This is a genomic window from Streptomyces toxytricini (assembly GCF_014649915.1).
GTDB lineage: Bacteria > Actinomycetota > Actinomycetes > Streptomycetales > Streptomycetaceae > Streptomyces > Streptomyces toxytricini.
In genome coordinates this window covers 144,768-167,859 of record NZ_BMTY01000017.1, presented here as the reverse complement: position 1 = coordinate 167,859, position 23,092 = coordinate 144,768, and the positions used below count along the sequence as shown (strand labels likewise).

At 74.1% G+C, this 23,092-nt stretch carries 24 protein-coding genes; 7 read left to right on the top strand and 17 right to left on the bottom strand.

What is annotated here, in order from left to right:
* Positions 1 to 42: 42 nt before the first annotated feature.
* From IE170_RS22100 to IE170_RS22080, 5 genes are all read right to left on the bottom strand, one after another.
* Positions 43 to 855: a DUF3159 domain-containing protein gene (locus IE170_RS22100; RefSeq protein WP_189811175.1), complete on the bottom strand. Its 813-nt coding sequence runs from the start codon at positions 853 to 855 to the stop codon at positions 43 to 45.
* Between the two features lie 3 nt (positions 856 to 858).
* Positions 859 to 1,278 (bottom strand): OB-fold nucleic acid binding domain-containing protein, encoded by a 420-nt coding sequence (locus tag IE170_RS22095; protein WP_114054583.1) that lies wholly within the window; start codon positions 1,276 to 1,278, stop codon positions 859 to 861.
* Between the two features lie 210 nt (positions 1,279 to 1,488).
* Positions 1,489 to 2,268, bottom strand: a complete 780-nt coding sequence (locus IE170_RS22090; RefSeq protein WP_125541071.1) for a DUF3710 domain-containing protein — start codon at positions 2,266 to 2,268, stop codon at positions 1,489 to 1,491.
* Position 2,269: 1 nt separating this feature from the next.
* Positions 2,270 to 2,809: a dUTP diphosphatase gene (gene dut, locus IE170_RS22085; RefSeq protein ID WP_189811174.1), complete on the bottom strand. Its 540-nt coding sequence runs from the start codon at positions 2,807 to 2,809 to the stop codon at positions 2,270 to 2,272.
* Positions 2,809 to 3,393, bottom strand: a complete 585-nt coding sequence (locus IE170_RS22080; protein ID WP_189811173.1) for a PaaI family thioesterase — start codon at positions 3,391 to 3,393, stop codon at positions 2,809 to 2,811. The genes dut and IE170_RS22080 overlap by 1 nt, the downstream gene beginning before the upstream one ends.
* A 57-nt stretch (positions 3,394 to 3,450) precedes the next feature.
* On the opposite strand from IE170_RS22080, the gene IE170_RS22075 reads away from it, so the two are divergent.
* The gene (locus tag IE170_RS22075; RefSeq protein ID WP_189811172.1) at positions 3,451 to 3,912 is read left to right on the top strand and encodes a DUF3093 domain-containing protein; all 462 of its coding nucleotides are present in this window, start codon (positions 3,451 to 3,453) and stop codon (positions 3,910 to 3,912) included.
* A 63-nt stretch (positions 3,913 to 3,975) separates the two neighbouring features.
* Here the strand turns inward: IE170_RS22075 and IE170_RS22070 are convergent, their stop codons facing one another.
* The 4 genes from IE170_RS22070 to IE170_RS22055 all read right to left on the bottom strand — a co-directional run bounded on the left by IE170_RS22070 (position 3,976) and on the right by IE170_RS22055 (position 7,525).
* On the bottom strand, positions 3,976 to 4,914 hold the full coding sequence (locus tag IE170_RS22070) for a hypothetical protein (protein ID WP_189811171.1): 939 nt from the start codon (positions 4,912 to 4,914) through the stop codon (positions 3,976 to 3,978).
* 12 nt (positions 4,915 to 4,926) lie between these two features.
* Positions 4,927 to 5,223: a DUF4193 domain-containing protein gene (locus IE170_RS22065; RefSeq protein ID WP_114054577.1), complete on the bottom strand. Its 297-nt coding sequence runs from the start codon at positions 5,221 to 5,223 to the stop codon at positions 4,927 to 4,929.
* Positions 5,224 to 5,615: 392 nt separating this feature from the next.
* Entirely contained in the window at positions 5,616 to 6,866 is a 1,251-nt protein-coding gene (locus tag IE170_RS22060) for a sensor histidine kinase (protein WP_189811170.1), read from the bottom strand.
* A 5-nt stretch (positions 6,867 to 6,871) separates the two neighbouring features.
* Positions 6,872 to 7,525 (bottom strand): response regulator transcription factor, encoded by a 654-nt coding sequence (locus IE170_RS22055; RefSeq protein WP_114054575.1) that lies wholly within the window; start codon positions 7,523 to 7,525, stop codon positions 6,872 to 6,874.
* A gap of 243 nt (positions 7,526 to 7,768) precedes the next feature.
* Here IE170_RS22055 and IE170_RS22050 point away from each other — a divergent pair, with 243 nt between their 5' ends.
* Positions 7,769 to 7,936 (top strand): hypothetical protein, encoded by a 168-nt coding sequence (locus IE170_RS22050; protein ID WP_189811169.1) that lies wholly within the window; start codon positions 7,769 to 7,771, stop codon positions 7,934 to 7,936.
* Positions 7,937 to 8,016: 80 nt separating this feature from the next.
* Here the strand turns inward: IE170_RS22050 and IE170_RS22045 are convergent, their stop codons facing one another.
* Both IE170_RS22045 and IE170_RS22040 read right to left on the bottom strand, forming a co-directional pair.
* Positions 8,017 to 8,847, bottom strand: coding sequence for an inositol monophosphatase family protein (locus IE170_RS22045; protein WP_229885055.1), 831 nt, complete (start codon positions 8,845 to 8,847; stop codon positions 8,017 to 8,019).
* Between the two features lie 37 nt (positions 8,848 to 8,884).
* On the bottom strand, positions 8,885 to 10,057 hold the full coding sequence (locus IE170_RS22040) for a ferrochelatase (RefSeq protein ID WP_189811167.1): 1,173 nt from the start codon (positions 10,055 to 10,057) through the stop codon (positions 8,885 to 8,887).
* A gap of 169 nt (positions 10,058 to 10,226) precedes the next feature.
* On the opposite strand from IE170_RS22040, the gene IE170_RS22035 reads away from it, so the two are divergent.
* From IE170_RS22035 to sepH, 3 genes are all read left to right on the top strand, one after another.
* Positions 10,227 to 11,474: an MFS transporter gene (locus IE170_RS22035; protein WP_189811166.1), complete on the top strand. Its 1,248-nt coding sequence runs from the start codon at positions 10,227 to 10,229 to the stop codon at positions 11,472 to 11,474.
* Positions 11,431 to 12,753, top strand: coding sequence for a D-arabinono-1,4-lactone oxidase (locus tag IE170_RS22030; protein ID WP_189811165.1), 1,323 nt, complete (start codon positions 11,431 to 11,433; stop codon positions 12,751 to 12,753). The genes IE170_RS22035 and IE170_RS22030 overlap by 44 nt, the downstream gene beginning before the upstream one ends.
* A gap of 546 nt (positions 12,754 to 13,299) precedes the next feature.
* Positions 13,300 to 14,346, top strand: coding sequence for a septation protein SepH (gene sepH, locus IE170_RS22025; protein WP_189811164.1), 1,047 nt, complete (start codon positions 13,300 to 13,302; stop codon positions 14,344 to 14,346).
* A gap of 74 nt (positions 14,347 to 14,420) precedes the next feature.
* On the opposite strand, the gene IE170_RS22020 is transcribed toward sepH, so the two are convergent.
* Complete coding sequence (locus IE170_RS22020) at positions 14,421 to 15,266, bottom strand: sulfurtransferase (RefSeq protein ID WP_189811163.1); 846 nt, start codon at positions 15,264 to 15,266, stop codon at positions 14,421 to 14,423.
* 174 nt (positions 15,267 to 15,440) lie between these two features.
* Here IE170_RS22020 and IE170_RS22015 point away from each other — a divergent pair, with 174 nt between their 5' ends.
* Positions 15,441 to 16,244 carry a VOC family protein gene (locus IE170_RS22015; RefSeq protein WP_189811162.1) on the top strand — a complete coding sequence of 268 codons (804 nt, stop codon included), beginning with the start codon at positions 15,441 to 15,443 and terminating at the stop codon, positions 16,242 to 16,244.
* A 28-nt stretch (positions 16,245 to 16,272) separates the two neighbouring features.
* On the opposite strand, the gene IE170_RS22010 is transcribed toward IE170_RS22015, so the two are convergent.
* The 4 genes from IE170_RS22010 to IE170_RS21995 all read right to left on the bottom strand — a co-directional run bounded on the left by IE170_RS22010 (position 16,273) and on the right by IE170_RS21995 (position 21,581).
* Positions 16,273 to 16,923, bottom strand: coding sequence for a thymidine kinase (locus IE170_RS22010; RefSeq protein ID WP_189811161.1), 651 nt, complete (start codon positions 16,921 to 16,923; stop codon positions 16,273 to 16,275).
* A 62-nt stretch (positions 16,924 to 16,985) separates the two neighbouring features.
* Positions 16,986 to 18,188, bottom strand: coding sequence for an alkaline phosphatase family protein (locus IE170_RS22005; RefSeq protein WP_189811160.1), 1,203 nt, complete (start codon positions 18,186 to 18,188; stop codon positions 16,986 to 16,988).
* The gene (locus tag IE170_RS22000) at positions 18,188 to 18,796 is read right to left on the bottom strand and encodes a DUF5998 family protein (protein WP_189811159.1); all 609 of its coding nucleotides are present in this window, start codon (positions 18,794 to 18,796) and stop codon (positions 18,188 to 18,190) included. The genes IE170_RS22005 and IE170_RS22000 overlap by 1 nt, the downstream gene beginning before the upstream one ends.
* 61 nt (positions 18,797 to 18,857) lie before the next feature.
* Positions 18,858 to 21,581: a bifunctional acetate--CoA ligase family protein/GNAT family N-acetyltransferase gene (locus IE170_RS21995; protein WP_189811158.1), complete on the bottom strand. Its 2,724-nt coding sequence runs from the start codon at positions 21,579 to 21,581 to the stop codon at positions 18,858 to 18,860.
* 182 nt (positions 21,582 to 21,763) lie between these two features.
* On the opposite strand from IE170_RS21995, the gene IE170_RS21990 reads away from it, so the two are divergent.
* Positions 21,764 to 22,045, top strand: a complete 282-nt coding sequence (locus tag IE170_RS21990) for an HPr family phosphocarrier protein (protein ID WP_189811157.1) — start codon at positions 21,764 to 21,766, stop codon at positions 22,043 to 22,045.
* A 248-nt stretch (positions 22,046 to 22,293) separates the two neighbouring features.
* Here the strand turns inward: IE170_RS21990 and IE170_RS21985 are convergent, their stop codons facing one another.
* On the bottom strand, positions 22,294 to 22,959 hold the full coding sequence (locus IE170_RS21985) for a GntR family transcriptional regulator (protein ID WP_189811156.1): 666 nt from the start codon (positions 22,957 to 22,959) through the stop codon (positions 22,294 to 22,296).
* Positions 22,960 to 23,092: the final 133 nt, after the last annotated feature.

Genomic DNA, 23,092 nt, shown 5'->3' with positions numbered 1-23,092 from the left:
TACGCACCCGCAGGCCGCGGGCCCGGCGGGAGGCGGCGGGCCTCAGTCCTGCGGCTTGCCGGGCTGCGCCGTCCCGGCCTTCGCCTTGGCGGCCTTCCGCTCGGCCTCTTCCGCCTCGTACTCGGCGATGACGTCGATCGGCGGCGGCGCCTTGGCGAGGAACACCCACGTGAAGTAGACGGCCAGCAGCATCGGCGGCAGCTTCAGCGCGATCAGCACCCAGCCGAGCTGGGTCGCGTCGCCCCACCAGTACAGCGGGAAGAGGATCGCGTACTTGGCGAGGAAGATGATGCCCCAGGCGAGGCTGGCCTTGGTGTAGGCCTTCTTGCGGCCGGGGTTGCGGGTCCGCCAGGACATGTTCTCCCGGAAGACCGGGCCGAGGACCACGCCGAGCAGCGGGAACCCGACGAGCGCGGAAAGGGTGAAGGCCACGCCGAGCCCCGCGCCGTAGATCATGCCGGGCAGGTAGAAGCCCTTGGCGCTGCCGGTGAACAGCGCGAACGCGACGCCCACGCCGACGCCGAAGACCCCGCTGAAGGCGTGCTTGACGGTGTCCTTGCGCAGCAGCCGGACGACCACCAGCACCACGGCCACGGCGCCCGCGGCGATCGCGGACAGCCGGACGTCCCGGTTGACGGTGTAGATCATCACGAAGAGGAGGCCGGGGAGCATCGTCTCCACCGTGCCCCGGACGCCCCCGAAGGCGTCGAAGAGCGCGGCCTGGGTCACCTCGTGCTGCTCGCTCGGGGCGGGCCGGGCGTGCCGGCCGCCGCCGGCCGCCGCGGGGCCTGCGGCGGGGCCGCCCGCGGCGGACTGCGGATCCTGGGCGGGCGGGGTTTCGTCGAGTGGCGTCACCGGTCAGTGCTCCTGTCCGAGCGGTCGGAGTTCGTACTTCGGGTTGAAGAGGACCCTGCGGCCGTGGCTCATCGAGATCCGCCCGGAGGCGATCATGCGGCGGCCCGGCTCGATTCCCACGATCGAGCGACGGCCGAGCCAGACCACGTCCAGCGCGGCGGAGCCGTCGAAGAGCTCCGCCTCCAGCGCCGGGACGCCGGCCCGCGGCCGGAGCGTGACGGTGCGCAGGGTTCCGGTGACCTTGACTATCTCCCGGTCGTGGCAGTCGCAGATCCGCGTGCACCCCGCGGCCTCTGCGTCCTCCTGGAGCTCCGCCGAATGCAGGTCCTCCTGGGAGGTGGAGAGCCGCTCTATCATCCGGCGGAACCGGCCCGCCGGCCTGACCGGCTTGGCGGACTTCTCGGGACGCGGTTCAGCACTCATACCTCGAAGCGTACCGGCGCGCCGCGCCCCGTTCGAAGTCCCGCAGCCCGCCGCGGCGGCGGCCCGGGCCGGGCCCGGCGGGGACGTGCCGGGGGTGTACGGAGGCCCCGGGCCGCGCGCCCCGGGAGAGGGTGCGGCCCGGGGCCTCCGTACGGGCACTGCCCGCGGTGTGCGCGGTCCGTGCGGGTGCCCGCGCCGCCGCGGCCGGTGTCAGCGGACCTCGGTGATCTCCGGGCCGCGCTCCAGCTGGCCCATGCCGCCGGAGAAGCGGGAGCCCTCCTGCGCCTCGGTCTGCACGCCGTCCGGCACCATCTGGGCGTCGTTCGGCAGCTTCAGCACGATCGGGTCGCGCGGGGCCATCGGGCCGTCGCCGCGGACGATGACGGTGTCCCGGAAGATCTGCTCCAGCAGGCCCGCGGACTCGGGGCGCACGGCCGCCTGGCCGGAGATGACGCCGCGCAGGAACCAGCGCGGGCCGTCGACGCCGACGAAGCGGACCAGCTGGGCGCCGGTCTGCCCGTCGGGCATGGGTACGGGCACCTGGGCGCGCAGCTCCCAGCCGAGCGGGCCCTCGACCTCGTCGATGAGGCCGCCCTGCTGGATGATGCCCGCGGCGATCTCGTCGCGGACCTCGCCCCAGATGCCTTCCTTCTTGGGTGCGGCGAACGCCTGGAGCTGCACGGCGCTGTCGCCGAGGACGACCGTCGCGGCGACGATCGCGTCGCCGGCGACCTCGACGCGCAGTTCCATGCCCTCGACACCCGGTACGAGGATCCCGCCGAGGTCGACCCGGCCCTCGGCCGGCGACCCGGGCACCTCGGTGACGTCCCACGGCCCGTCGGGCCGCGGGGCCGGCGGCAGGTTCACCCGGCGGGGGGCGGTCTCCAGCTCCTCGCCGCCCTCCTGCTCGTCGGCAGCCACGCCGTCCACGACCTGCTCGGCCGCGCCGCCGTCCTGGGCGGAGTCGTTCTTCTTGCGACGTCCGAACACGTCACTGTCCTTCCCGGTCGGATACGACCGAAGCGTAGCCATTCCCACCCTGCTGACCAGCGCCGGATCCGGCCACGGCCGCATGACCGCCGGTGGAGCCGAAACCCCCCTCGGCCCGGGCCGAGCCGGGAAGTTCCGCCACCTCGTGGAAGCGCACCTTCTCGACCCGCTGGACAACCAGCTGGGCAATGCGGTCGAAGCGCTCGAACCGGACGCTCTCGCGCGGGTCGAGATTGACCACGATCACCTTGATCTCCCCACGGTACCCGGCATCGACCGTCCCCGGGGCATTCACGAGCGCGAGGCCGCACCGGGCGGCGAGCCCGGAGCGGGGGTGCACGAAGGCCGCGTACCCGTCGGGCAGGGCGATCGAGACGCCCGTGGGCAGGACGGCGCGCTCGCCGGGCGCGAGCTCGGCGGCCTGCGTGGTCACCAGGTCGCAGCCGGCGTCGCCGGGGTGCCCGTACGCGGGGATCGGCACCTCGGGGTCGACGCGCCTGATCAGCACGTCGACGGGGCGGTTGGGGTTGTGCAGAGCCATCAGGGGTTCACCTCGAAGGCGCGTGCGCGCCTGACCTGGTCCGGGTCGGCCATCGCCGCCCGGATCTCCTCGGGCCGACCGTTGTCGATGAAGTGGTCGACCTTCACCTCTATGAACAGCGCGTCGGCGCGCACGGCGACGGGGCCGTCGGGCCCCCCGATGCGGCCGACGGCCGTGCTGTAGATCTTGCGGCCGGCCACGGCCGTCACCTCGGCCTCCAGGTGCAGGACGGTGCCGACGGGCACGGGCCGCACGAAGTCGGTCTCCAGCCGCCCGGTCACGGCGATGACGCGGAGCAGCCAGTTCAGGGAGCCGAGGGTCTCGTCGAGCGCGGTGGCGAGCACGCCGCCGTGCGCGAGGCCGGGCGCGCCCTGGTGGGCGGGCCGGACGGTGAACTCGGCGGTGACGCTCACGCCGTCGCCCGCGCGCGCCTCCAGGTGGAGGCCGTGCGGCTGTCCGCCGCCGCACCCGAAGCAGTGCTCGTAGTGCGCGCCGAGCAGCTCGCCGGGCGCCGGAGCGTCGGGGTGCCGGACCGGCGCGGCGGCGTCGTCCGGGGGCGTCAGCGCTGTGTTTCGTCCACTCACAGGCGCAGACCTTACCCGCGCCGCTACCCGCCGGTCGCCCCGTGGCAGGCTTGGGGCATGCAGCTCTCCCCCGCGCACCACGACGAACGCCTGACCGCCCCCCGCTCCTGGTGGGGCATCGCCGCCCTGATCGGTCTGGCGTGCGCGCTGATGCTGCTGCCGCTGGGCCTGCTGCCGCTGCTCGCGGGGCTGGTCGGCGGCTCGGCGCTGGCGGGGATCCTGGTCAGCACGTACGGCTCCGCGCGCGTGCGCGTGGTGGGCGGGGCGCTGGCGGCGGGCGATGCGCGGATCCCGGTGGCGGCGCTCGGGGAGCCGGAGGTCCTCGATCCGGAGGAGGCGCGCGCCTGGCGCACGTACAAGGCGGACTCGCGCGCGTTCATGCTGATGCGCAGCTACGTGCCGACGGCGCTGCGGATCCCGGTGGTGGACCCGGCCGACCCGACGCCGTACGTGTACGTCTCCACGCGCGCGCCCGAGGCCCTGGCGGCGGCGATCCGGTCGGCGCAGTCCGCGGCCTGACCCGAGCCGCCCGTCCGGGCTGACCGTCCCCTCGTGTCCGGCGGCGGTTCGCGGCGGTGTCCGTCAGGTCCGCGGGTCGGGTGCACCGGTCCCGCTGTCGGGCGGGGGTTCGCCGAGGACGTCCGCAAGGCCGCCCGGGAGGGGCTGGGCGGGCTTGTCCAGGCGCGGGAGCGCGGGCAGGGCGTCCCAGGGCACGGCCCGGCTCCGCAGGTCGCCACGGACCTTCTCGGCGAGCCTGCGGGTGTCGCGGCGGTTCATGAGGGCGCCGACGGTCGCGCCGACCATGAAGGGGATCAGGATGGGCAGGTTGCGGAGCATCCGCTTCGTGATCTGCTGGCGCAGTTCGCGCCGCATCTGCCCGCCGAGGGCGGTGTTGACGGTCGCCGGCTTCTTCCAGTCGACGCCGCGCTCCTCGGTCCACGCCGTGAGGTAGGCGGTGCTGCGGTCCTTGGCGCTGCCGGGCGGGCGCAGGCCGTACACCTCGTGCAGCTCGGCGATGAGCTTCAGCTCGATCGCCGCGACGCCGAGGATCTCGGCGGCGAGCTCCGCGGGCATCGCGGGCGGGGTGGGGAGCATGGCGGCGGCGCCGATGCCGGCCCCCACGGTGGAGGTGCCCTTGGCGGCTCCGGCGATCAGCTTGTCGGCGATCTGGTCGGGGCCGAGGCCGGGGAACTGGGCGCGGAGGGCGGCCAGGTCCCGTACCGGGATGCGCGGGGCCACCTCGACGAGGCGGTCGGTGATGTACAGGGCGGCGGCCCTGGCGCTCGCGCCGCCCTTTCGCACACCGTTCCTGACGGCTTGCAGCCGTCGGGCTGCGGCCCGCTCCGGGGCCCCTGCGCCGGCCCCTGCGTCCGCCGGCGGCCCGGGGACGGCGGTCGGGAGGACGGCGGGTGCGCCGGGAGCTGCTGGGCCCGTCGCCGGGCCCGTGGCTCCCGTCTGCGTCTCCGCCTGTTCACCGGACTTTCGGAAGCGGCGCTTCCGAAACGGTGTCGAGCCGGTCACGGCCGACGCCTCTCAGTCGCAGTCGCGGCAGATCGGCTGGCCGTTCTTCTCGCGCGCGAGCTGGCTGCGGTGGTGCACCAGGAAGCAGCTCATGCAGGTGAACTCGTCCGCCTGCTTGGGCAGCACCCGGACGGCCAGCTCCTCGTTGGAGAGGTCCGCGCCGGGCAGCTCCATGCCCTCGACGGCGTCGAAGTCGTCGATGTCGACGCTGGAGGACGACTTCTCGTTCCGCCGGGCCTTCAGCTCTTCGATGCTGTCGTTGTCGACGTCGTCGTCGGTCTTGCGTGGGGTGTCGTAGTCCGTTGCCATGTTTCGCTCTCCCCCTCTGGGATTTAGCGGTGTCTCAGCGCACGTAACGCGCGAGAGGCCGGACTTGTGCCCGACCTGAGGCGGAGATTTTGCCTCACATCAAGGTCTGTTACTCAATCGACACCCAAGCCGCGCGCCTGAAGGGGCGACCGGCTGGGATGACGACCGGGACCGTACACGGTCCTGGGTCCGTCTTGCACAAGCACCACCCGGTGTATTTTCCGCCGTCCGGGGGGCCGGAAACCCGGACTTCCCGGACTTTCCGGCCGTTCCACGGCATCCGCGGGTCACTGAACGCACATGACCCCACACTCGACAATGTGATCGATCACACAGGGTTCAACTTGTTCACACGACAGCTATTCAGCCCGTGGCGAACAAAGATGCGGTGCTCACAGCGGCAGCGTGACACGCATCACGAGGCCGCCGCCGTCCCTCGGCACCGCCGTGATCCGGCCGCCGTGTGCGCGCGCCACGGAGCGCGCGATGGACAGGCCGAGGCCGACACCCTTGTCGCTGCCCGTTCGCTCCGTACGCAGCCGCCTGAAGGGCTCGAAGAGGCTGTCCACCTCGTACGCCGGGACCACCGGCCCGGTGTTCGACACGACGAGCACCGCGTGGCCGGGCACGGCCTCGGTGGTGACCTCCACCCAGCCGTCCTCCGGCACGTTGTAGCGCACGGCGTTCTGGACCAGGTTCAGCGCGATCCGCTCCAGCAGCACGCCGTTGCCCTGGACGACGGCCGAGGCCCGCTCGCCCCGGATCTCCACTCCCTTGGCCGCGGCCTCCGCCCGAGCCTGGTCGATGGCGCGCGAGGCGACCTCCGCCAGGTCGACCGGCTTGCGCTCGACTATCTGGTTCTCGCTGCGGGCCAGCAGCAGCAGCCCCTCCACCAGCTGCTCGCTGCGCTCGTTCGTCGCGAGCAGGGTCTTGCCGAGCTGCTGGAGCTCCACCGGAGCCCCCGGGTCCGACAAGTGCACCTCCAGCAGCGTCCGGTTGATCGCCAAGGGGGTTCGCAGCTCGTGCGAGGCGTTGGCGACGAACCGCTGCTGGGCGGTGAAGGCGCGCTCCAGGCGGTCGAGCATCTCGTCGAAGGTGTCGGCGAGCTCCTTGAGCTCGTCGTCCGGCCCGTCCAGCTCGATGCGCCGGGTCAGGTCGGACCCGACGACGCGGCGCGCCGTCCGCGTGATCTTCCCGAGCGGCGAGAGCACGCGGCCGGCCATGGCGTAGCCGAAGGCGAAGGCGATGACGCTCAGCCCCAGCAGCGCCATCAGCGACCGGCTGAGCAGGTCGTCCAGGGCGTGCCGGCGCTGTTCCAGCATGCAGGCCTGGATGGCGGCGTGGAACTGGTCGACGGTCTGCTCCGGGCCCACACCGGGACAGGTCGGGCTGGAGACCACGACCTTCTGCCCGCTGATGCTCACGATCTTGAACGGCAGGGCGTTGCCCTCCCGCAGAGCCTGCGCGGCCAGCAGGTAGATGATCGACAGCAGCAGGATGCCGGCGATCAGGAACATCCCGCCGTACAGCAGGGTGAGCCTTATCCGGATCGTGGGCCGCAGCCAAGGGAAGGGACCCTCGGGCTGGCCGGGGTCCCAGGTCGGTTTCGGCGGCGCGGTCGGTGGCGCCGGGGTCGCTGCCACCCGCGTCAGATCCGGTAGCCGGAACCCGGGACGGTCACGATGACCGGGGGCTCGCCGAGCTTGCGCCGCAGCGTCATGACCGTCACCCGCACCACGTTGGTGAAGGGGTCGGTGTTCTCGTCCCATGCCTTCTCCAGCAGCTGCTCGGCGGAGACGACGGTGCCCTCGCTGCGCATGAGCACCTCCAGCACCGCGAACTCCTTCGGGGCCAGCTGCACCTCGCGGCCCTCGCGGAACACCTCCCGCCGGTTCGGGTCGAGCCGGATCCCGGCGCGCTCCAGCACGGGCGGCAGCGCGACCGTGGTGCGCCGGCCCAGCGCCCGCACGCGGGCGGTGAGCTCGCTGAACGCGAACGGCTTGGGCAGGTAGTCGTCCGCACCCAGCTCCAGGCCCTCCACGCGGTCGCTGACGTCCCCCGACGCCGTCAGCATCAGCACGCGCGTGGGCATGCCGAGCTCGACGATCCTGCGGCAGACGTCGTCCCCGTGGACGAGCGGCAGGTCCCGGTCCAGGACGACGACGTCGTAGTCGTTGACCCCGACGCGCTCCAGCGCCGCGGCGCCGTCGTACACGACGTCCACGGCCATGGCCTCGCGGCGCAGTCCGGTGGCCACCGCATCGGCGAGCAGCTGCTCGTCCTCGACGACGAGTACGCGCACGTCGTTTCCTTCCTCCGAGCCCCCAGGGCACACGTGTGATTGCGCCGCCCATCCTGCCCCTTTCGGCCGTAAACCGGCTGTAAGGCGCCACTCGGGAGGTCATCGGGGGCGGAAGTGGGGATTCCCTCGCCTCCCGAGGTTTCTGCGCCCAGGGTGCAGGGGAGGACGTCAGCACACCCCGACCACTCCCTGACGGCGGGCATCCCTGTGCCGCCGCGACCACGAAGAGGGGGCGAACCCACCATGGACGCATTCACCGCGGGTCTCCTGCAGCGCATCAGGAGCACGCAGTCCGACCTCCGCCACGCCCGTGAAGCGGGCGACGACTTCCTCGCGGACGTGGAACAGGCGGAGCTGGAGGACCTCCAGCGCCTCGCCGCCGAGCACGGAGTTCCCGTCTCCGCCTGCTGAGACACCACCCGGACCCCGGCGGCCCCCGCGCTGCCGGGGTCCCCTCATGCCCGGGTCCGGACACGGGCGGCCGTCAGGCCTCAGTCGTGCCAGGCCCCGGCCTCCTCCAGCAGCGGCGCGAGCGCGGCGAAGACCGCGGGCGTCGCCGCGAGCGCCAGCTCCCCGGAGGCCGGCCGGCCGGGCCGCCCTCCGGTCAGCGCCCCGGCCTCGCGGGCGATCAGCTCGCCCGCGGCCAGGTCCCAGGGGTTGAGCCCGCGCTCGTAGTACGCGTCCAGCCGCCCCGCGGCCACGTCGCACAGGTCGATCGCGGCCGAGCCGCCGCGCCGGATGTCCCGCACCCGCGGGAGGATCCGCCGGACGACCTCGGCCTGCTGCTCCTTGCGCTCCTGCAGGTAGGCGAAACCGGTGGCCACCAGCGCCTGGTCCAGCGGGGCCGCCGCCCGGCAGGCCAGCCGCTGCCCGCCGAGCCGGGCACCGCCCCCGCGCACCGCCAGGAACGTCTCGGCCCGCATCGGCACCTCCACCACGCCGACCAGGGTCTCGCCCCGGTACTCGGCCGCGACGGAGACGCTCCAGCTCGGCAGGCCGTAGAGGTAGTTCACGGTGCCGTCCAGCGGGTCCACGACCCAGCGCACCCCGCTCGTGCCGGGGCGGTCCGCGCCCTCCTCGCCGAGCAGTCCGTCCTGCGGCCGCCGCCGCTCCAGCACCTCGGCGACCAGCTTCTCCGCCGCGATGTCCATCTCGGTCACCACGTCGATGGGGCTGCTCTTCACCGCCGCCACGCCCAGGTCGTCCGGCCGGCCGTCCCGCAGCAGCCCGCCGGCCCGCCGGGCGGCCTCCAGCGCCACGTCCAGCAGCTCCTCGGCCAGGCCCGCGGGCACTGCCGCCGCGCCGTCCTGCGTCTCCGACACGTCCCGCTCCTCCTCCGATGCCATCCCGCCGCCTCGCCTACGCGTAGGGGCTGTCGGCGCCCGCCGCCGCCGGCCGGGCGCCGCGCGCCGGGCAGCAGCCCACCGGGCACACGTCGTGGCTCGCCCCGAGCCGCCCCAGCGCGCACCGCTCCACGGCCTCTCCGCGCTCCGCCGCCGCCCGCTCCAGCAGCAGCTCCCGGACCGCGGCCGCGAAGCGCGGGTCCGCGCCGACGGTCGCCGAGCGCACCGCCGGCAGGCCCAGCTCCGCGGCCTTCGCCGCGGCCTCCGTGTCGAGGTCGTACAGGACCTCCATGTGGTCGGAGACGAAGCCGATCGGCACCATCACCACCGCCGGCGCCCCCGCGGCGTGCAGCTCCTCCAGGTGGTCGCAGATGTCCGGCTCCAGCCACGGGATGTGCGGGGCGCCGCTGCGGGACTGGTAGACGAGCCGCCAGGGCAGCTCCAGGCCCGTCCCGGCGCGCACCGCTTCCGCGATCACCCCGGCCGCGTCCAGGTGCTGGCGGACGTACGCGCCGCCCTCGCCGTCCGCGGTGTGCCCCTCGCGCGGCCCCGAGGCGTCCGCGGCGGCGGTCGGGATCGAGTGGGTGGTGAAGGCGAGGTGCGCCCCCGCCCGCACCTCCTCCGGCAGCTGCTCCAGGGCAGCCAGCACGCCCTCGACCATCGGCTGCAGGAAGCCGGGGTGGTTGAAGTAGTGCCGCAGCTTGTCGACGCGCGGCAGCTCCGCCGCGCCCTCCCGCTCCAGCAGCGCCAGCGCGTCCGCCAGGTTCTCGCGGTACTGGCGGCACCCCGAGTACGAGGCGTAGGCGCTGGTCGCGAGGACCGCGATGCGGCGGCGCCCGTCGGCGGCCATCTCCCGCATCACGTCGTCGAGGTACGGGGCCCAGTTCCGGTTGCCCCAGTACACCGGCACGTCGACGCCGTGCTCGGCGAAGTCCTTGCGCAGCGCGTCCAGCAGCTCGCGGTTCTGCGCGTTGATCGGGCTGACCCCGCCGAAGCCGTAGTAGTGGCTGCCGACCTCCTTGAGCCGCTCCCGCGGGATGCCGCGCCCGCGGGTGACGTTCTCCAGGAAGGGGACGACGTCGTCGGGGCCCTCGGGGCCTCCGAACGACAGGAGCAGGAGGGCGTCGTAGGGCGCTGCGGGCCCTCGGGCCGGCGAGGGGGAGGCTGCGGCGCGGAGCTGGTCAGACATGTCCCGCATCCTGCCACCCGGGGACCGCCGCCGGGAATCGGGCCCGCCGCGTCCCACGCACCGGACACGGATAAGGTGAGCCTTACTTCCTGTCTGGAACAAACCCGTGCAGAGCCCCGCGAGCGGCCATAGCCTGTATGGGCCAGCGACGTCCCCCACGGAGCGCACCTTGCCCAGTCCCTATCGCGCGATCTTCGACGCGCCCGGCACCAAGGCGTTCAGCGTCGCCGGATTCATCGGCCGCATGCCGCTGTCCATGGTCGGCCTCGGCATCCTCACGATGGTCTCCGAGCTCACCGGCCGCTACACCCTGGCCGGTGCGCTCACGGCGACGCTGGCCCTCTCCGCCGCGGTCGTCGGCCCGCAGGTCTCCCGCCTGGTCGACCAGTACGGCCAGCGGCGCGTGCTGCGCCCGGCGACCCTGATCGCCGGGGCCGCGGTCTCGGGGCTGCTGGTCGCCGCCTCGCAGGGGTGGCCGGACTGGACGCTCTTCCTCTTCGCGGTCGTCGCCGGCTGCGTCCCCAGCGTGGGCTCGATGGTCCGCGCCCGCTGGACCGACATCCACCGCGACACCCCGCACCTGCACACCGCGTACTCCTTCGAGTCCGTGGTCGACGAGGTGTGCTTCATCTTCGGCCCGCCGCTCGCGACCATGCTCTCCGCGAGCTGGTTCCCGGAGGCCGGGCCGCTGGTGGCGCTCGCCTGCCTGATGGTGGGCGTCTGGTGGCTGACCGCGCTGCGCGACACCGAGCCCGAGCCGCACCCCCGCGACACCCAGGCAGACCCGTCGTCCGCGCTGCGCTCCCCCGGCCTGCAGGTGCTCGCCGGCACCTTCGTGGCGACCGGCGCCATCTTCGGCTCGATCGACGTGGCGACCCTCGCCTTCGCCGAGGAGCGCGGATCGAAGTCCGTATCGGGTCTGGTCCTGGCGGTCTGGGCGCTCGGATCCTGCCTCGCGGGCATCGCTTTCGGCCTGATCCGCTTCAAGGGGAAGGCCGAACACCGCTGGATCCTGGGCATCTGTGCGATGGCCGTGAGTATGATCCCCCTCCTACTGGCCGGGAACCTTCCGATTCTGGCCGTGGCGCTCTTCGTCTCGGGCCTCGCCATCGCTCCCACGATGATCACCACGATGGCCCTGATCGAGGCGCACGTACCACGCGCGAAGCTGACCGAGGGCATGACCTGGATCAGCACCGGCCTCGCGGTCGGGGTCGCGCTCGGCTCCTCCGTGGCCGGCTGGGTCGTCGACGCCGCCGGGGCGAGGAACGGGTACGTCGTCTCCATCTCGGCGGGGGCCGCCGCGGCGGCGGTCGCGTTCGCGGGATACCGCCGGCTCTCGAGGCCGGCGCAAGGGGAGGAGCCCTCGGGCGATGGGGACGGCGACAGCGGCAAGGTACGGGGCCTCGTGGCGTAACTGGGCCGGGAACATCACGGCCTCTCCGGCCCGGGTGGTGGCCCCGGCGTCGGTCGGCGAGGTGCAGGAGGCGGTGCGGCGGGCCGCCGAGGACGGGCTGCGGGTGAAGGCGGTGGGCACCGGCCACTCCTTCACCGCGGCCGCCGCCACCGACGGCGTCATGGTGCGCCCGCAGGCGCTCACCGGGATCCTCGGCGTCGACCGGGCCGCGGGCACGGTGACGGTCGCGGCGGGAACGGCCCTGAAGGACCTCAACCGGGCCCTCGCCGCCGAGGGCCTCTCGCTCGCCAACATGGGCGACATCATGGAGCAGACGGTCTCCGGGGCCGTCTCCACCGGCACCCACGGCACCGGCCGCGACTCGGCCTCCCTCGCCGCCCAGCTCCGCGGGCTGGAGATGGTCACGGCCGACGGGCGGCTGCTGGCCTGCTCGGAGAAGGAGAACCCCGAGGTCTTCGCCGCCGCCCGGGTCGGCCTGGGCGCGCTCGGGATCACCACCGCCCTCACCTTCGCGGTGGAGCCCCTCTTCCACCTGACCGCCCGCGAGGAGCCGATGCGCTTCGACCGGGTGACCGCCGAGTTCGACGAGCACGTCGCGGAGAACGAGCACTTCGAGTTCTACTGGTTCCCGCACACCGGCAACTGCAACACCAAGCGCAACAACCGCAGCCAGGGCCCCGCCGCCCCGCCGGGACCGGTGAGCGCCTGGATCGAGGACGAGCTGCTGTCGAACGGCGTCTTCCAGGCGGCCAACTCCCTGGGCCGCGCGGTCCCCGCCGCCATCCCGGCCATCGCGCGCGTCGCCAGCCGCGCCCTGTCCGCCCGTACGTACACGGACATCCCGTACAAGGTCTTCACCAGCCCGCGCCGGGTCCGCTTCGTGGAGATGGAGTACGCCCTCCCGCGCGAGCACGCGGTCGGGGCGCTGCGGGAGCTTAAGGCGGCGGTCGACCGCTCCCGGCTGCACATCAGCTTCCCGGTGGAGGTCCGCACGGCGCCTGCGGACGACATCGCGCTGTCCACGGCCGAGGGGCGGGAGACCGCGTACATCGCGGTGCACATGTACCGGGGCACCCCGTACCAGGCGTACTTCACGGCCGCCGAGCGCATCTTCACCGCGCACGGGGGCCGCCCGCACTGGGGCAAGGTGCACACCCGCGGGGCCGAGTACCTCGCCGCCGCCTACCCCCGGTTCGGGGAGTTCACCGCGCTGCGCGACCGGCTCGACCCCGACCGGCTCTTCGGCAACGACTACCTGCGCCGGGTGCTCGGCGGCTGACGCCCCCTCGAAAGCCGCCCCTGCCGTGCGGTGTTCGGGCCGCCGCGCCGTCCGCGATCTCCATCACACATGCGGCGGACCGGCGGTGACGGGGCGGCAGGAGGGACGCCACGCGGAGTGAGGGGGCTGTTCCGTTTACGGGGATTCCGTGGACCAAGACACCCGAAATGGGGTGCGGTTGCAGGTCCGGCCGGATCCGGGGCAGCCCGAAGTACGCCGCCGGTGACAACTTCGGCGGCGCGGCGGTCCACCGAGGTGGCCCGAATGGAGTACTGTGGCGAGCCCTGGGGCCGTCCTTCCTTTCGGCTGTCCGGACCCGGGTGAGGGGGCCGGCTGATGGACATGCGGCACTCGGACCGGTGATGCCGCGACAGCGCACGGGCGCCTGTGCGCACAGTAACCAATCGGTCACTGTGCGTACCCAACAGGTAACCGTGCCATAACGGCGATCAAGGGCGCATGCCCGACACGCCGGTTGAACTCGGCAAGGTTGTGGCAGGCTGCACCCGGGCAGGCCACACTCGACTAGCGGAAGCAGCGACGCACGTGACGTCGGCAGGCACCACCCGGGAGGTCCCCATGCCCGAACTGCGTGTCGTGGCCGTCTCGAATGACGGCACACGACTGGTGCTCAAGGCTGCGGACAGCACGGAGTACACGCTTCCGATCGACGAGCGGCTTCGGGCTGCCGTCCGCAACGACCGCGCGCGCCTGAACCAGATCGAGATCGAGGTCGAGAGCCACCTCCGCCCCCGCGACATCCAGGCCCGCATACGGGCCGGTGCCTCCGCGGAGGAGGTCGCCCAACTCGCCGGCATCCCCGTCGACCGCGTACGCCGCTTCGAGGGGCCGGTGCTGGCCGAGCGCGCCTTCATGGCCGAGCGGGCCCGCAAGACCCCCGTGCGCCGGCCCGGCGAGAACACCGGACCGCAGCTCGGCGAGGCCGTGCAGGAGCGCCTGCTGCTGCGCGGCGTCGACAAGGACACCGTGCAGTGGGACTCCTGGCGCCGCGACGACGGCACCTGGGAGGTCCTCCTCGTCTACCGGGTGGCGGGCGAGACCCACTCCGCGAGCTGGACCTACGATCCGCCGCGCCGCCTCGTCGTCGCCGTGGACGACGAGGCCCGCTCCCTGATCGGCGAGGCGGACGACCTGCCGGCCGCCCCGGAGCCCAGCTTCCCGTTCGTGCCGCGGATCGCGCGCCTGCCCCGGGACCGGCCCCTCGACCGCACGCTCGACCGGCCGGAGCGGCCCGTCGCGCCCGCGCCGGAGCCGGAGGAGGAGCGGGACTCGCTGACGAGCCTGCTGGAGGCGGTGCCGAGCTTCCGCGGGGACCTCGTGGTCCCCGAGCGCACCGACACCGCCGCCGAGGAGGCGGAGGCGGAGGAGCCGCCGGCCGCCTCGGCGTCCGCGGGAGCGGGCACCGCGTACGCGGACGTGCTGATGCCGCGCACGGTGGCCGGCCACCGCGACCGCCTGACGGGCACCACCGACCGGCAGGCCGAGGCCGACGGCGTCCGCCCCGGCCGCCGCGCGGCGGTGCCGAGCTGGGACGAGATCGTCTTCGGCACCCGCCGCAAGAAGCAGGAGTAGCAGGCACCTGCGCGTGCGCGCAGGCCGGCCCGCCGCGGACGGCGGGCCGGTGCGCCGCTGCGCCGTGCGGCTTCCTACTGCGGGTCCGGTCCCGTGGCCACCGGCCGCCGCGGGTCCGCGGACCACTCCGACCAGCTGCCCGCGTACAGCGCGGCGCCGATCCCGGCCACCTCCAGCGCCAGTACCTCGTGCGCCCCCGAGACGCCGGAGCCGCAGTACACCCCGACCGGCGCACCGCCCGCGGCGCCCAGCCCCGCGAACCGCGCCCGCAGTTCGGCGGCGGGCAGGAACAGCCCGTCCGGGCCGGTGTTGTCCGTGGTCGGCGCCGACAGCGCGCCGGGGATGTGGCCGCCGACAGGGTCGATCGGCTCGACCTCACCGCGGTACCGCTCGCCCGCCCGCGCGTCCAGCAGGACCCCTTCGCGGGCCAGGGCGGCCGCCCCGTCGGCGTCGAGCAGCCCCATTGCGCCGGGAGTTGGCTTGAAATCGCCTTGGACCGGGGCCGCGGGTTCGGATGTCACCGCGCCTCCGGCGGCCGTCCAGGCGGCCAGGCCGCCGTCCAGGACCCGCACCCGCGTGTGCCCGGTCCAGCGCAGCAGCCACCAGGCGCGCGCCGCCGCCCACCCCTGCCCGCCGTCGTAGACGACGACCGGGACGTCCGCGCAGACCCCGGCCCGCCGCATCACGGCGCCGAACTCCTCCGTGTCGGGCAGCGGGTGGCGCCCGCCCGCCCCCGGCGGACCTGCCAGTTCGCGGTCGAGGTCCACGTACGCGGCGCCCGGCAGGTGCCCGGCGTCGTAGGCGGGGCGCTGGTTCGGGCCGCCCAGCTGCCAGCGGACGTCGAGGAGCACCGGCGGCCGCGGACCGGCCAGTTCCGCGGCGAGGGCGGAGGCGGAGACGATCGCAGAGTTCGCAGTCATACGGCCCATCTTCCTCCCTCCCGGGCGCCGGCGCGGGCGGCGCAGCCACCGACCGGCGCACTGATCCGGTCATCTCCGCCCGCTCCAGCGATTCTCGGCCGGGTCGGGGCGCGCCGGAGCGGGCGGGGTGGAACCATCTGGTCCCGATGTCCGACGACCGAGGAGACGGCTTACATGACCGACGCAGTGCAGGACACGCGGCGCCCGCCCGGCACACCCTGCTGGTCGAGTCTGATGGTCCACGCCCTCGGCACCGCCGAGGCGTTCTACGGAGAGCTGTTCGGCTGGGAGTACGAGCCCGGCCCCGCCCCCTTCGGGCCGTACGTGCGCGCCCTGCTGGACGGCCGCGAGGTCGCCGGCATCGGGGAGATGCCGCCGGACCGGGACCTCCCGGTGGCCTGGACGACGTACTTCGCCACCGACGACGTCGACGCCGCGGCGGAGGCCGTCCGCTCCTGCGGCGGCACCGTCGCGGTCGGGCCGCTCGACGCGGGCGGTGCCGGCCGCCTCGTCATCTGCTCCGACCCGCTGGGCGCGGTCCTCGGGATCTGGCAGGCCGACGGCAGCGCCGGGACCCAGCTGCCCGGGCCGCACGGCACGCCGGTGTGGGCGGAGCTGGTCACCCAGGACACCTCGACCGTGGGCAAGTTCTACGCGCACGTATTCGGGCACGTGGCGGAGCACGGCACCGCCCCCGGAGGCCTCGCCGGGGGCGCGGACTTCGACTACCTGACCCTGCGGCTGGAGGGCCGGCCGGTCGCCGCGGTGCACGGGGTGGGCCGCTCGCTGCCGCACGACCGGGGGCCGCACTGGATGACGTACTTCGCGGTCGACGACGCCGACGCCGCCGCGGCGCAGGTCCGCCGCCTGGGCGGCACCGTGGTCCAGCCGCCCCGCGAGGGCCTGACGGGCCGGGTCGCCACGGTCACGGACCCGGAGGGCGCCCTCCTGGCCCTGGTGGAACGCACCCCCCGCTGACCCGCCGCCCGGGGCCGCCCTGCACCCCTCAGGCGCGGCCCACCGGCAGGACGTCCGGGGAGAGCGCGGCGGCGTGCGCGGAGGCCGAGGTCATCCGGCGCCGGTGGTGCCGGCGGCACAGCACCTCGTAACCGACCTCCTCCGCGGGCCGGTTGACGTCCCCGACGACGACCTGGGCGCCCTCGACGACCATCCGCCCGCCCACCGTTCGGGCGTTGTGCGTGGCGCGGGCCCCGCACCAGCACAGGGCCTCCACCTGGAGCTGCTCGATCCGGTCGGCGAGCTCGATGAGCCGCTGCGAGCCGGGGAAGAGCTTGGTGCGGAAGTCGGTGGTGATGCCGAAGGCGAAGACGTCCATGTCGAGGTCGTCGACGATCCGGGCCAACTGGTCGATCTGGTCGGGTGCGAGGAACTGCGCCTCGTCGACGATGACGTAGTCCGCCCTGCCGCCCCGGGAGAGCTCGCCTACGAGGTAGGCGTACAGGTCCATCGCGTCCCCGACCTCGACCGCGTCCGTGACCAGGCCCAGGCGCGAGGAGAGCTTGCCCTCGCCGGCCCGGTCCTGGCGGGTGAAGATGACGCCCTGGAGGCCGCGGGCCGAGCGGTTGTGGGTGATCTGCAGCGCCAGCGTGCTCTTTCCGCAGTCCATGGTTCCGGAGAAAAACACCAATTCGGGCATGGAGGGAACGGGACCTTTCGGGTCGTGGTCGGCTGGCGGCGTACGGGCGCGGGGGCGGCGGGTCAGGTGCGGATTTCGAGCAGGGGCACGAGCTGCTCGGCGGGGGTCATGGAGCCGTGCATTCCGGCGAGTGCGGACTCGTTCGGCTCGGACTCGGACGCCGTGATCGCGACGTCGGCGTGGGCCGCGGCGACCACGTCGCCGATCCGGCCGAGGACGCGCTCGTCGCACTCCCCCGGTGGTCCGAACCAGCCGAGTTCGAGGGCCTCTTCGCGGGCGGCGACCCAGAACCGGTCGCCGAGCACCTCGCGCCACACGGTCAGGACGTCGGCCTCGGCGCCCGGGACCGCGTACACGTGCCGGGCGCGGCCCTCGCCGCCGAGCAGGGCGACGCCCGCGCCGAGCTCCCAGTCCTCGTCGAAGTCGATCCGGGAGTCCTCGTCGAAGGGGATGTCCACCATGCCGTGGTCGGCGGTCACGTACAGGGCGGTGCGGGGCGGCAGCTGCTCGGCGAGCCGCTGGACCAGCCGGTCGACGTACATCAGCTGGCCGCGCCAGGCGTCGGAGTCCACGCCGTGCCGGTGGCCGGCGCCGTCGAGCTCGCTGTAGTACGTGTACACCAGCGACCGGTCGCCCGCGGCGAGGCGGTCCGCGGCGAGGTCCATGCGCTCCTCGCCGGTCATCCGGCCGTGGAAGGTGCCGCCGCTGAGCGCGATCTGGGTGAGCGGCGTGGTCTGGAAGACGGGCGAGGAGACCTGGGCCGTGGTCACGCCGGCCGCGTCGGCGAGCTGGAAGACGGTGGGGTACGGCTGCCAGGGGCGCGGCGGGGTCCACGGGTTCCAGCGGAGCTGGTTCATCAGCTCGCCGGTGCCTGGGTTGCGGACGGCGTATCCGGGCAGGCCGTGCCGGGCCGGCGGCAGGCCGGTGCCGACGGAGGCCAGCGAGGTGGCCGTGGTCGCCGGGAAGCCGGCGGTGAGGGGGCGGCCGGTGCCGCCGCGGGAGGTGCCGAGCAGGGAGGTCAGGAAGGGCGCTTCGGCCGGGTGGGCCTTGATCTGCTCCCAGCCCATGCCGTCGACGAGGAACACGCAGTTCCGGTCGGCGGGGGCCAGCTCGGCGATGGCGGCGGTGAAGCCGGGGACGCCCTGGCCCGCGGCGAGGGTCGGCAGCAGGTCGGCGAGCGAGCCGGTGCCGTACTGCGGGACGGGCGCGCCGGCGAGGTCCAGCAGCTCGGGCTCGTCCCAGTTCGGCGGTGCGGAGTGGGACATCAGCGGGCGGTGCCGGCGGCGGTGGCCGCGGTCGCCTCGGAGAGGGCCTGCGCGAAGAGCAGGGTCTGGCGGACGGCCTCGGGGCCGTCGCCCGCCTCGCTCACGCGGAGGCTGAGGTCGTCGGCGGTGGAGTTGCCGGTGTAGCCGTGGTCCGAGTCGCAGTTGGGGTCGCCGCAGGCGGCGGGTTCCAGGTCGATGCGCGAGACGGCGCCCCAGCCGATGGTGAGGACGACCTCCCGCGGGAGGGTGCCCGGGGTGTACGACTCGGGGTTGGCCACGACGCGGCTGAGCACCACCGAGGAGATGCTGGCCAGCTTGACCGACTCGGTCGAGGTGGTCGCGTACGGCGAGGGGGAGCCCGCGTCGGCGGCCTGCTCGTCGGTGTGGCTGACGATGAAGCGGTTGCCGGTGAGGACGAGCACGGTGACGTGCCGGCGGACCTCGTTGGAGTCGAAGGTCGTCTCCTGGTGGACCAGGTACGACGAGATCGGCTCGCCGCCCACCGCGGCCTCCACGGCCTCGGCCACGAGGGCCGGGTAGTAGCCGCTGCGCTCGATCGCCGTGCGCAGCCCCTGGGTCGTCGTACCGGATTTCGCCATGGGGTCCATCCTAAGGCCCGTACGGGGCGCCCCGGCCGCCTCGGGACGCCGCGGGCGCCTTCGGGGGTCCTCAGTAGCTGGGGAGGGTGCGGGGGCCGAGGTCGGTGCGGGCGGGCGGGTGCGCGATGCGGACGGCGGCGCTGAGGACGGAGAGGCCCTCGGTGGCGACGACGACGGGTTCGAGGGTGACGCCGACCACTTCGGGGTGGTCGTCGACGAGCCGGGACAGGCGCAGCAGGAGCTCTTCCAGGGCGGGGGTGTCGACGGGGTCGCTGCCGCGCCAGCCGAAGAGGAGGGGGGCGGTGCGGATGGAGCGGATCAGTCCGGCGGCGTCGCGGTCGGTGGCGGGGACGAGCCGGTGGGCGGTGTCGCCGAGCAGCTCGGAGGCGACGCCGGCCAGGCCGAAGGAGAGGACGGCGCCTGCGGCCGGGTCGATGACGGAGCGGACGACGGTGTCGACGCCGCGGGGGACCATGGCCTGGACGACGGGCTGCAGCTCGGCGGGGGTGCCGAGGAGCTCGGTGAGCTCGTCGTAGGAGCGGCGGAGATCGGCCTCGGTGGTGAGGTCGAGGCGGACGCCGCCGAGGTCGGCGCGGTGGCGAAGGTGCGGGGCGGTGGTCTTGAGGGCGACGGGGTAGCCGAGGGCCGCGGCGGCCTTGGCGGCGGCGTCGGGGGTGGGCGCGGGCAGCGTGGGCAGGACGCGGATCCCGTAGCGGGCGAGGAGCGCGGCGGCGTCGCCGTCGGCGAGGGTGATCACGCCGTCGGGGCCGGCTCCGCCGGCGAGGAGGCCGGCGAGCTGTGCGGCGGCCCCCGCCTCGTCGATGTCGTCGAACTCGGGGACGTGCCCGGCGTCGGCGTTGGCGCGGCGCCACTGCCCGTACCGGACGGCTTCGGCGACGGCGCGGACGGCCCGCTCGGCGGCCGGGTAGGCCGGAATGCGGACGTCCTCGCGGGACAGGGCCCGGACGAGGTCGGCGAGCTCGACGTGGACCACGGCGACCGGCTTGCCGGGGTGGGCGGCCGCGGCGTCGCGCAGGGCGTCGGCGAGGTCGTCGGCCCCGGTGTCGGCGCAGGCCTCCTCGCCGACCCAGGGGATGGCGGTGACGACCACGGCGTCGTGGGAGTCGGAGGCGAGGGCCGCGGAGACGGCGCTGCCGAAGTCGGCGGGGGCGGCGGCGGTGGTCAGGTCGATCGGGGAGGAGGGCCGCAGGCCCTGGGCGAGGCAGGCGTCGTAGGTGAGGTAGCCGAGCGACTCGGAGTTGCCGAGGATCGCGACGCGCGGCCCTGCGGGGACGGGCTGGGAGGCGAGGAGGAGGCCGGCGTCGACGAGTTCGGTGACGGTGTCGACGCGGATGACGCCGGCCTGGCGGAGCAGGGCGGAGACGGTGGTCTCGGGGAGCCGGGTGCCGGGGACGGCGTGGCCGGCGGGGGTGTGGCGGCCGCCCTTGGCGACGACGACGGGCTTGACGGCGGCGGTGCGGCGGGCGAGGCGGGTGAACTTGCGCGGGTTGCCGAGGGTTTCCAGGTACATGAGGGCGACGTCGGTGGCCTCGTCTTCGTACCAGTACTGGAGGATGTCGTTCCCGGAGACGTCGGCTCGGTTGCCGGCCGAGACGAACGAGGACAGGCCCTCGCCGCGGCGGAGCAGGGCCGACAGCAGGGCGATGCCGATGGCGCCGGACTGCGTGAAGAGCCCGATCCGGCCGGGGACGGGGGCGGGCACGGGCGCGAGGGAGGCGTTGAGCGCGACCTCCGGCGCGGTGTTGATCACGCCGAACGCGTTGGGGCCGATGAGGCGCATCCCGTGGGAGCGGACCTGGCGGACGAGTTCGCGCTGGCGCTCCAGGCCGTCGGGGCCGGTCTCGGCGTAGCCCGCGGACAGTACGACGAGTCCCTGGACGCCGTGTTCCCCGCAGTCGGCGACGACCTGCGGGACCCGTTCGGCGGGGACGGCGACGACGGCGAGGTCCACGGGCGCGTCGATCTCGGCGAGCGAGCGGTAGGCGCGCACGCCGTCGAGGAGGTCGCCCTCGATGCCGGGGGCGCGGGCCTCGTTGACGGCGTAGAGGTGGCCGCGGAAGCCGCTGTCGCGGAGGTTGCGCAGGGCGGCGGCTCCGACGCCGCCGCCGGAGCGGCTGACGCCGACGACGGCCACGGACCCGGGGGCCAGGAGCCGCTGGACGGAGCGGGCCTCGGCGCGCTGCTCGCGGGCCCGCTGGACGGCGAGGGACTCGGCGGTGGGCTCCAGGTCCAGGGTGAGGCGGACGGCGCCGTCCTCGAAGCTGCGCTTCTGCTGGTAGCCGGCGTCCGTGAACACCTTGATCATGCGGGTGTTGGCGGGGAGCACCTCGGCGGCGAACCGCCGGATGCCGCGCTCGCGGGCGACCGCGCCGATGTGCTCCAGGAGGGCGGAGGCAACGCCGCGCCCCTGGTGGGCGTCCTGGACGAGGAAGGCGACCTCGGCCTCGTCGGCGGGGGCCGAGGCGGGGCGGCCGTCGGGGCCGATCCGGTCGTAGCGGACGGTGCCGATGAACTCCTCGCCGACGGTCGCGGCGAGGCCCACCCGGTCGACGTAGTCGTGGTGGGTGAAGCGGTGCACGTCGCGGTCCGAGAGCCGGGGGTAGGGGGCGAAGAACCGGTAGTACTTCGACTCGTCGGAGACCTGCTCGTAGAAGCTGACCAGGCGGCCGGCGTCCTCGGGGGTGATGGGCCGGATGCGTGCGGTGCCGCCGTCGCGCAGGACGACGTCCGCTTCCCAGTGGGCCGGGTACGAGGGGTCCGACGCGGTGGTCATGCGGTGATCCTAAGCCCAGGGCGGGCGGGAGGGCTCCTGCGCGGTGCGGCCCGGAGTGAGGTGCGAACCGGTGTAATACGGGGTAGATCGGACGCAAGAGACCGGGGCCGGCGGCGGTCCGGGCACACGGGACCTCGTGAGATAGTGGTCTAGACAACCGTCAGAACCTGAAGGGCATCACCATGGCAGAGCGCCGCGTCAACGTCGGCTGGGCCGAGGGCCTGCACGCTCGTCCCGCCTCGATCTTCGTCCGGGCGACGACCGCTTCGGGCGTCCCGGTGACCATCGCGAAGGCGGACGGGAACCCCGTCAACGCCGCCTCCATGCTCGCGGTGCTGGGCCTGGGCGCCCAGGGCGGCGAGGAGGTCGTCCTCGCGTCGGACGCCGAGGGCGCGGAGGTGGCGCTGGACCGCCTCGCGAAGCTGGTCGCCGAGGGCCTCGAGGAGCTCCCCGAGACCGTCTGACCCTTCGGGTTCCACCCCGGTCCGCGCGAAGCCGCGGCTGCGATGCTCCGGCGGCCGCGGCTTCGCCGTTCGCGGATACGCATACGCGCGTGCGGGAACGGGGAACGGGAAAATGCACGGACGGGAAATGCACCACCGAAATACGCGGGAATGCACACGGGAGCGCGGCCTGAAAAGCGGAACGGAAAACCGCGCGGTCCGCCCGGGATCCCCGGGCTTTGTTCCCCGGTATTTCTACGCGGCCCCTGTTAAAGGGAGCGGCTCGCCGTGTGTACGGGAGGTTGCGAAGTCCTCACCCGCAGCCGGTAGGCGCCCGCGGTGCGCTCGGCGTGGCCGGCGGTCAGCGCACGCGCCCGCTCGGCGTCGCCCCGGGCCACCGCGTCGGTGATCGCACCGTGCTCCGCCCAGCACTCCACGGGCCGCTCCGGCGCCTGCACGGCGTACATCCAGGCGACCTTGTACCGCATCTGGGTGAGGAGGGCGATCAGCCCGGGGCTGGCGGAGGCCTGGGCGAGGGTCTCGTGGAACCAGCTGCCCAGCGCCCGCAGGTCCTCGCCCTGCCCTCCCCTGGCCCGCTCCTGGCCGAGCCTGACCAGGCCGCGCAGCACCTTCAGGTGGCCCTCGGTGCGCCGCCGCGCGGCCCTGGCGGCCGCGAGCGGCTCCAGCAGCATCCGCATCTCCAGGAGGTCGGCGGCCTCCTGCTCGGTGGGCTCGGCGACGCAGGCGCCCGCGTGCCGCCGGCTGGTCACGAAGCCCTCCGACTCCAGGGTCCGCAGCGCCTCGCGGACCGGGACGCGCGAGACGCCGTACCGGCGGGCCAGCTGCTCCTCGGTCAGCCTGGCACCCGGTTCGAACGCCCCGGAGACGATGTCGTCGCGGATCGCAGTGCACACGGCGTGCGCGGGAATACGCAAGACCGGACCTCCGCCCTTTTTCCGATTGCCGGCACCGATGCCGCCGCCTCGTGGATCGCACGGAAACCCTATGCCAATTCCCGCCGGTTTCCGAGGGCGGCAGGAAATCGGCGGCATTTCGGCCGGTGTGCGG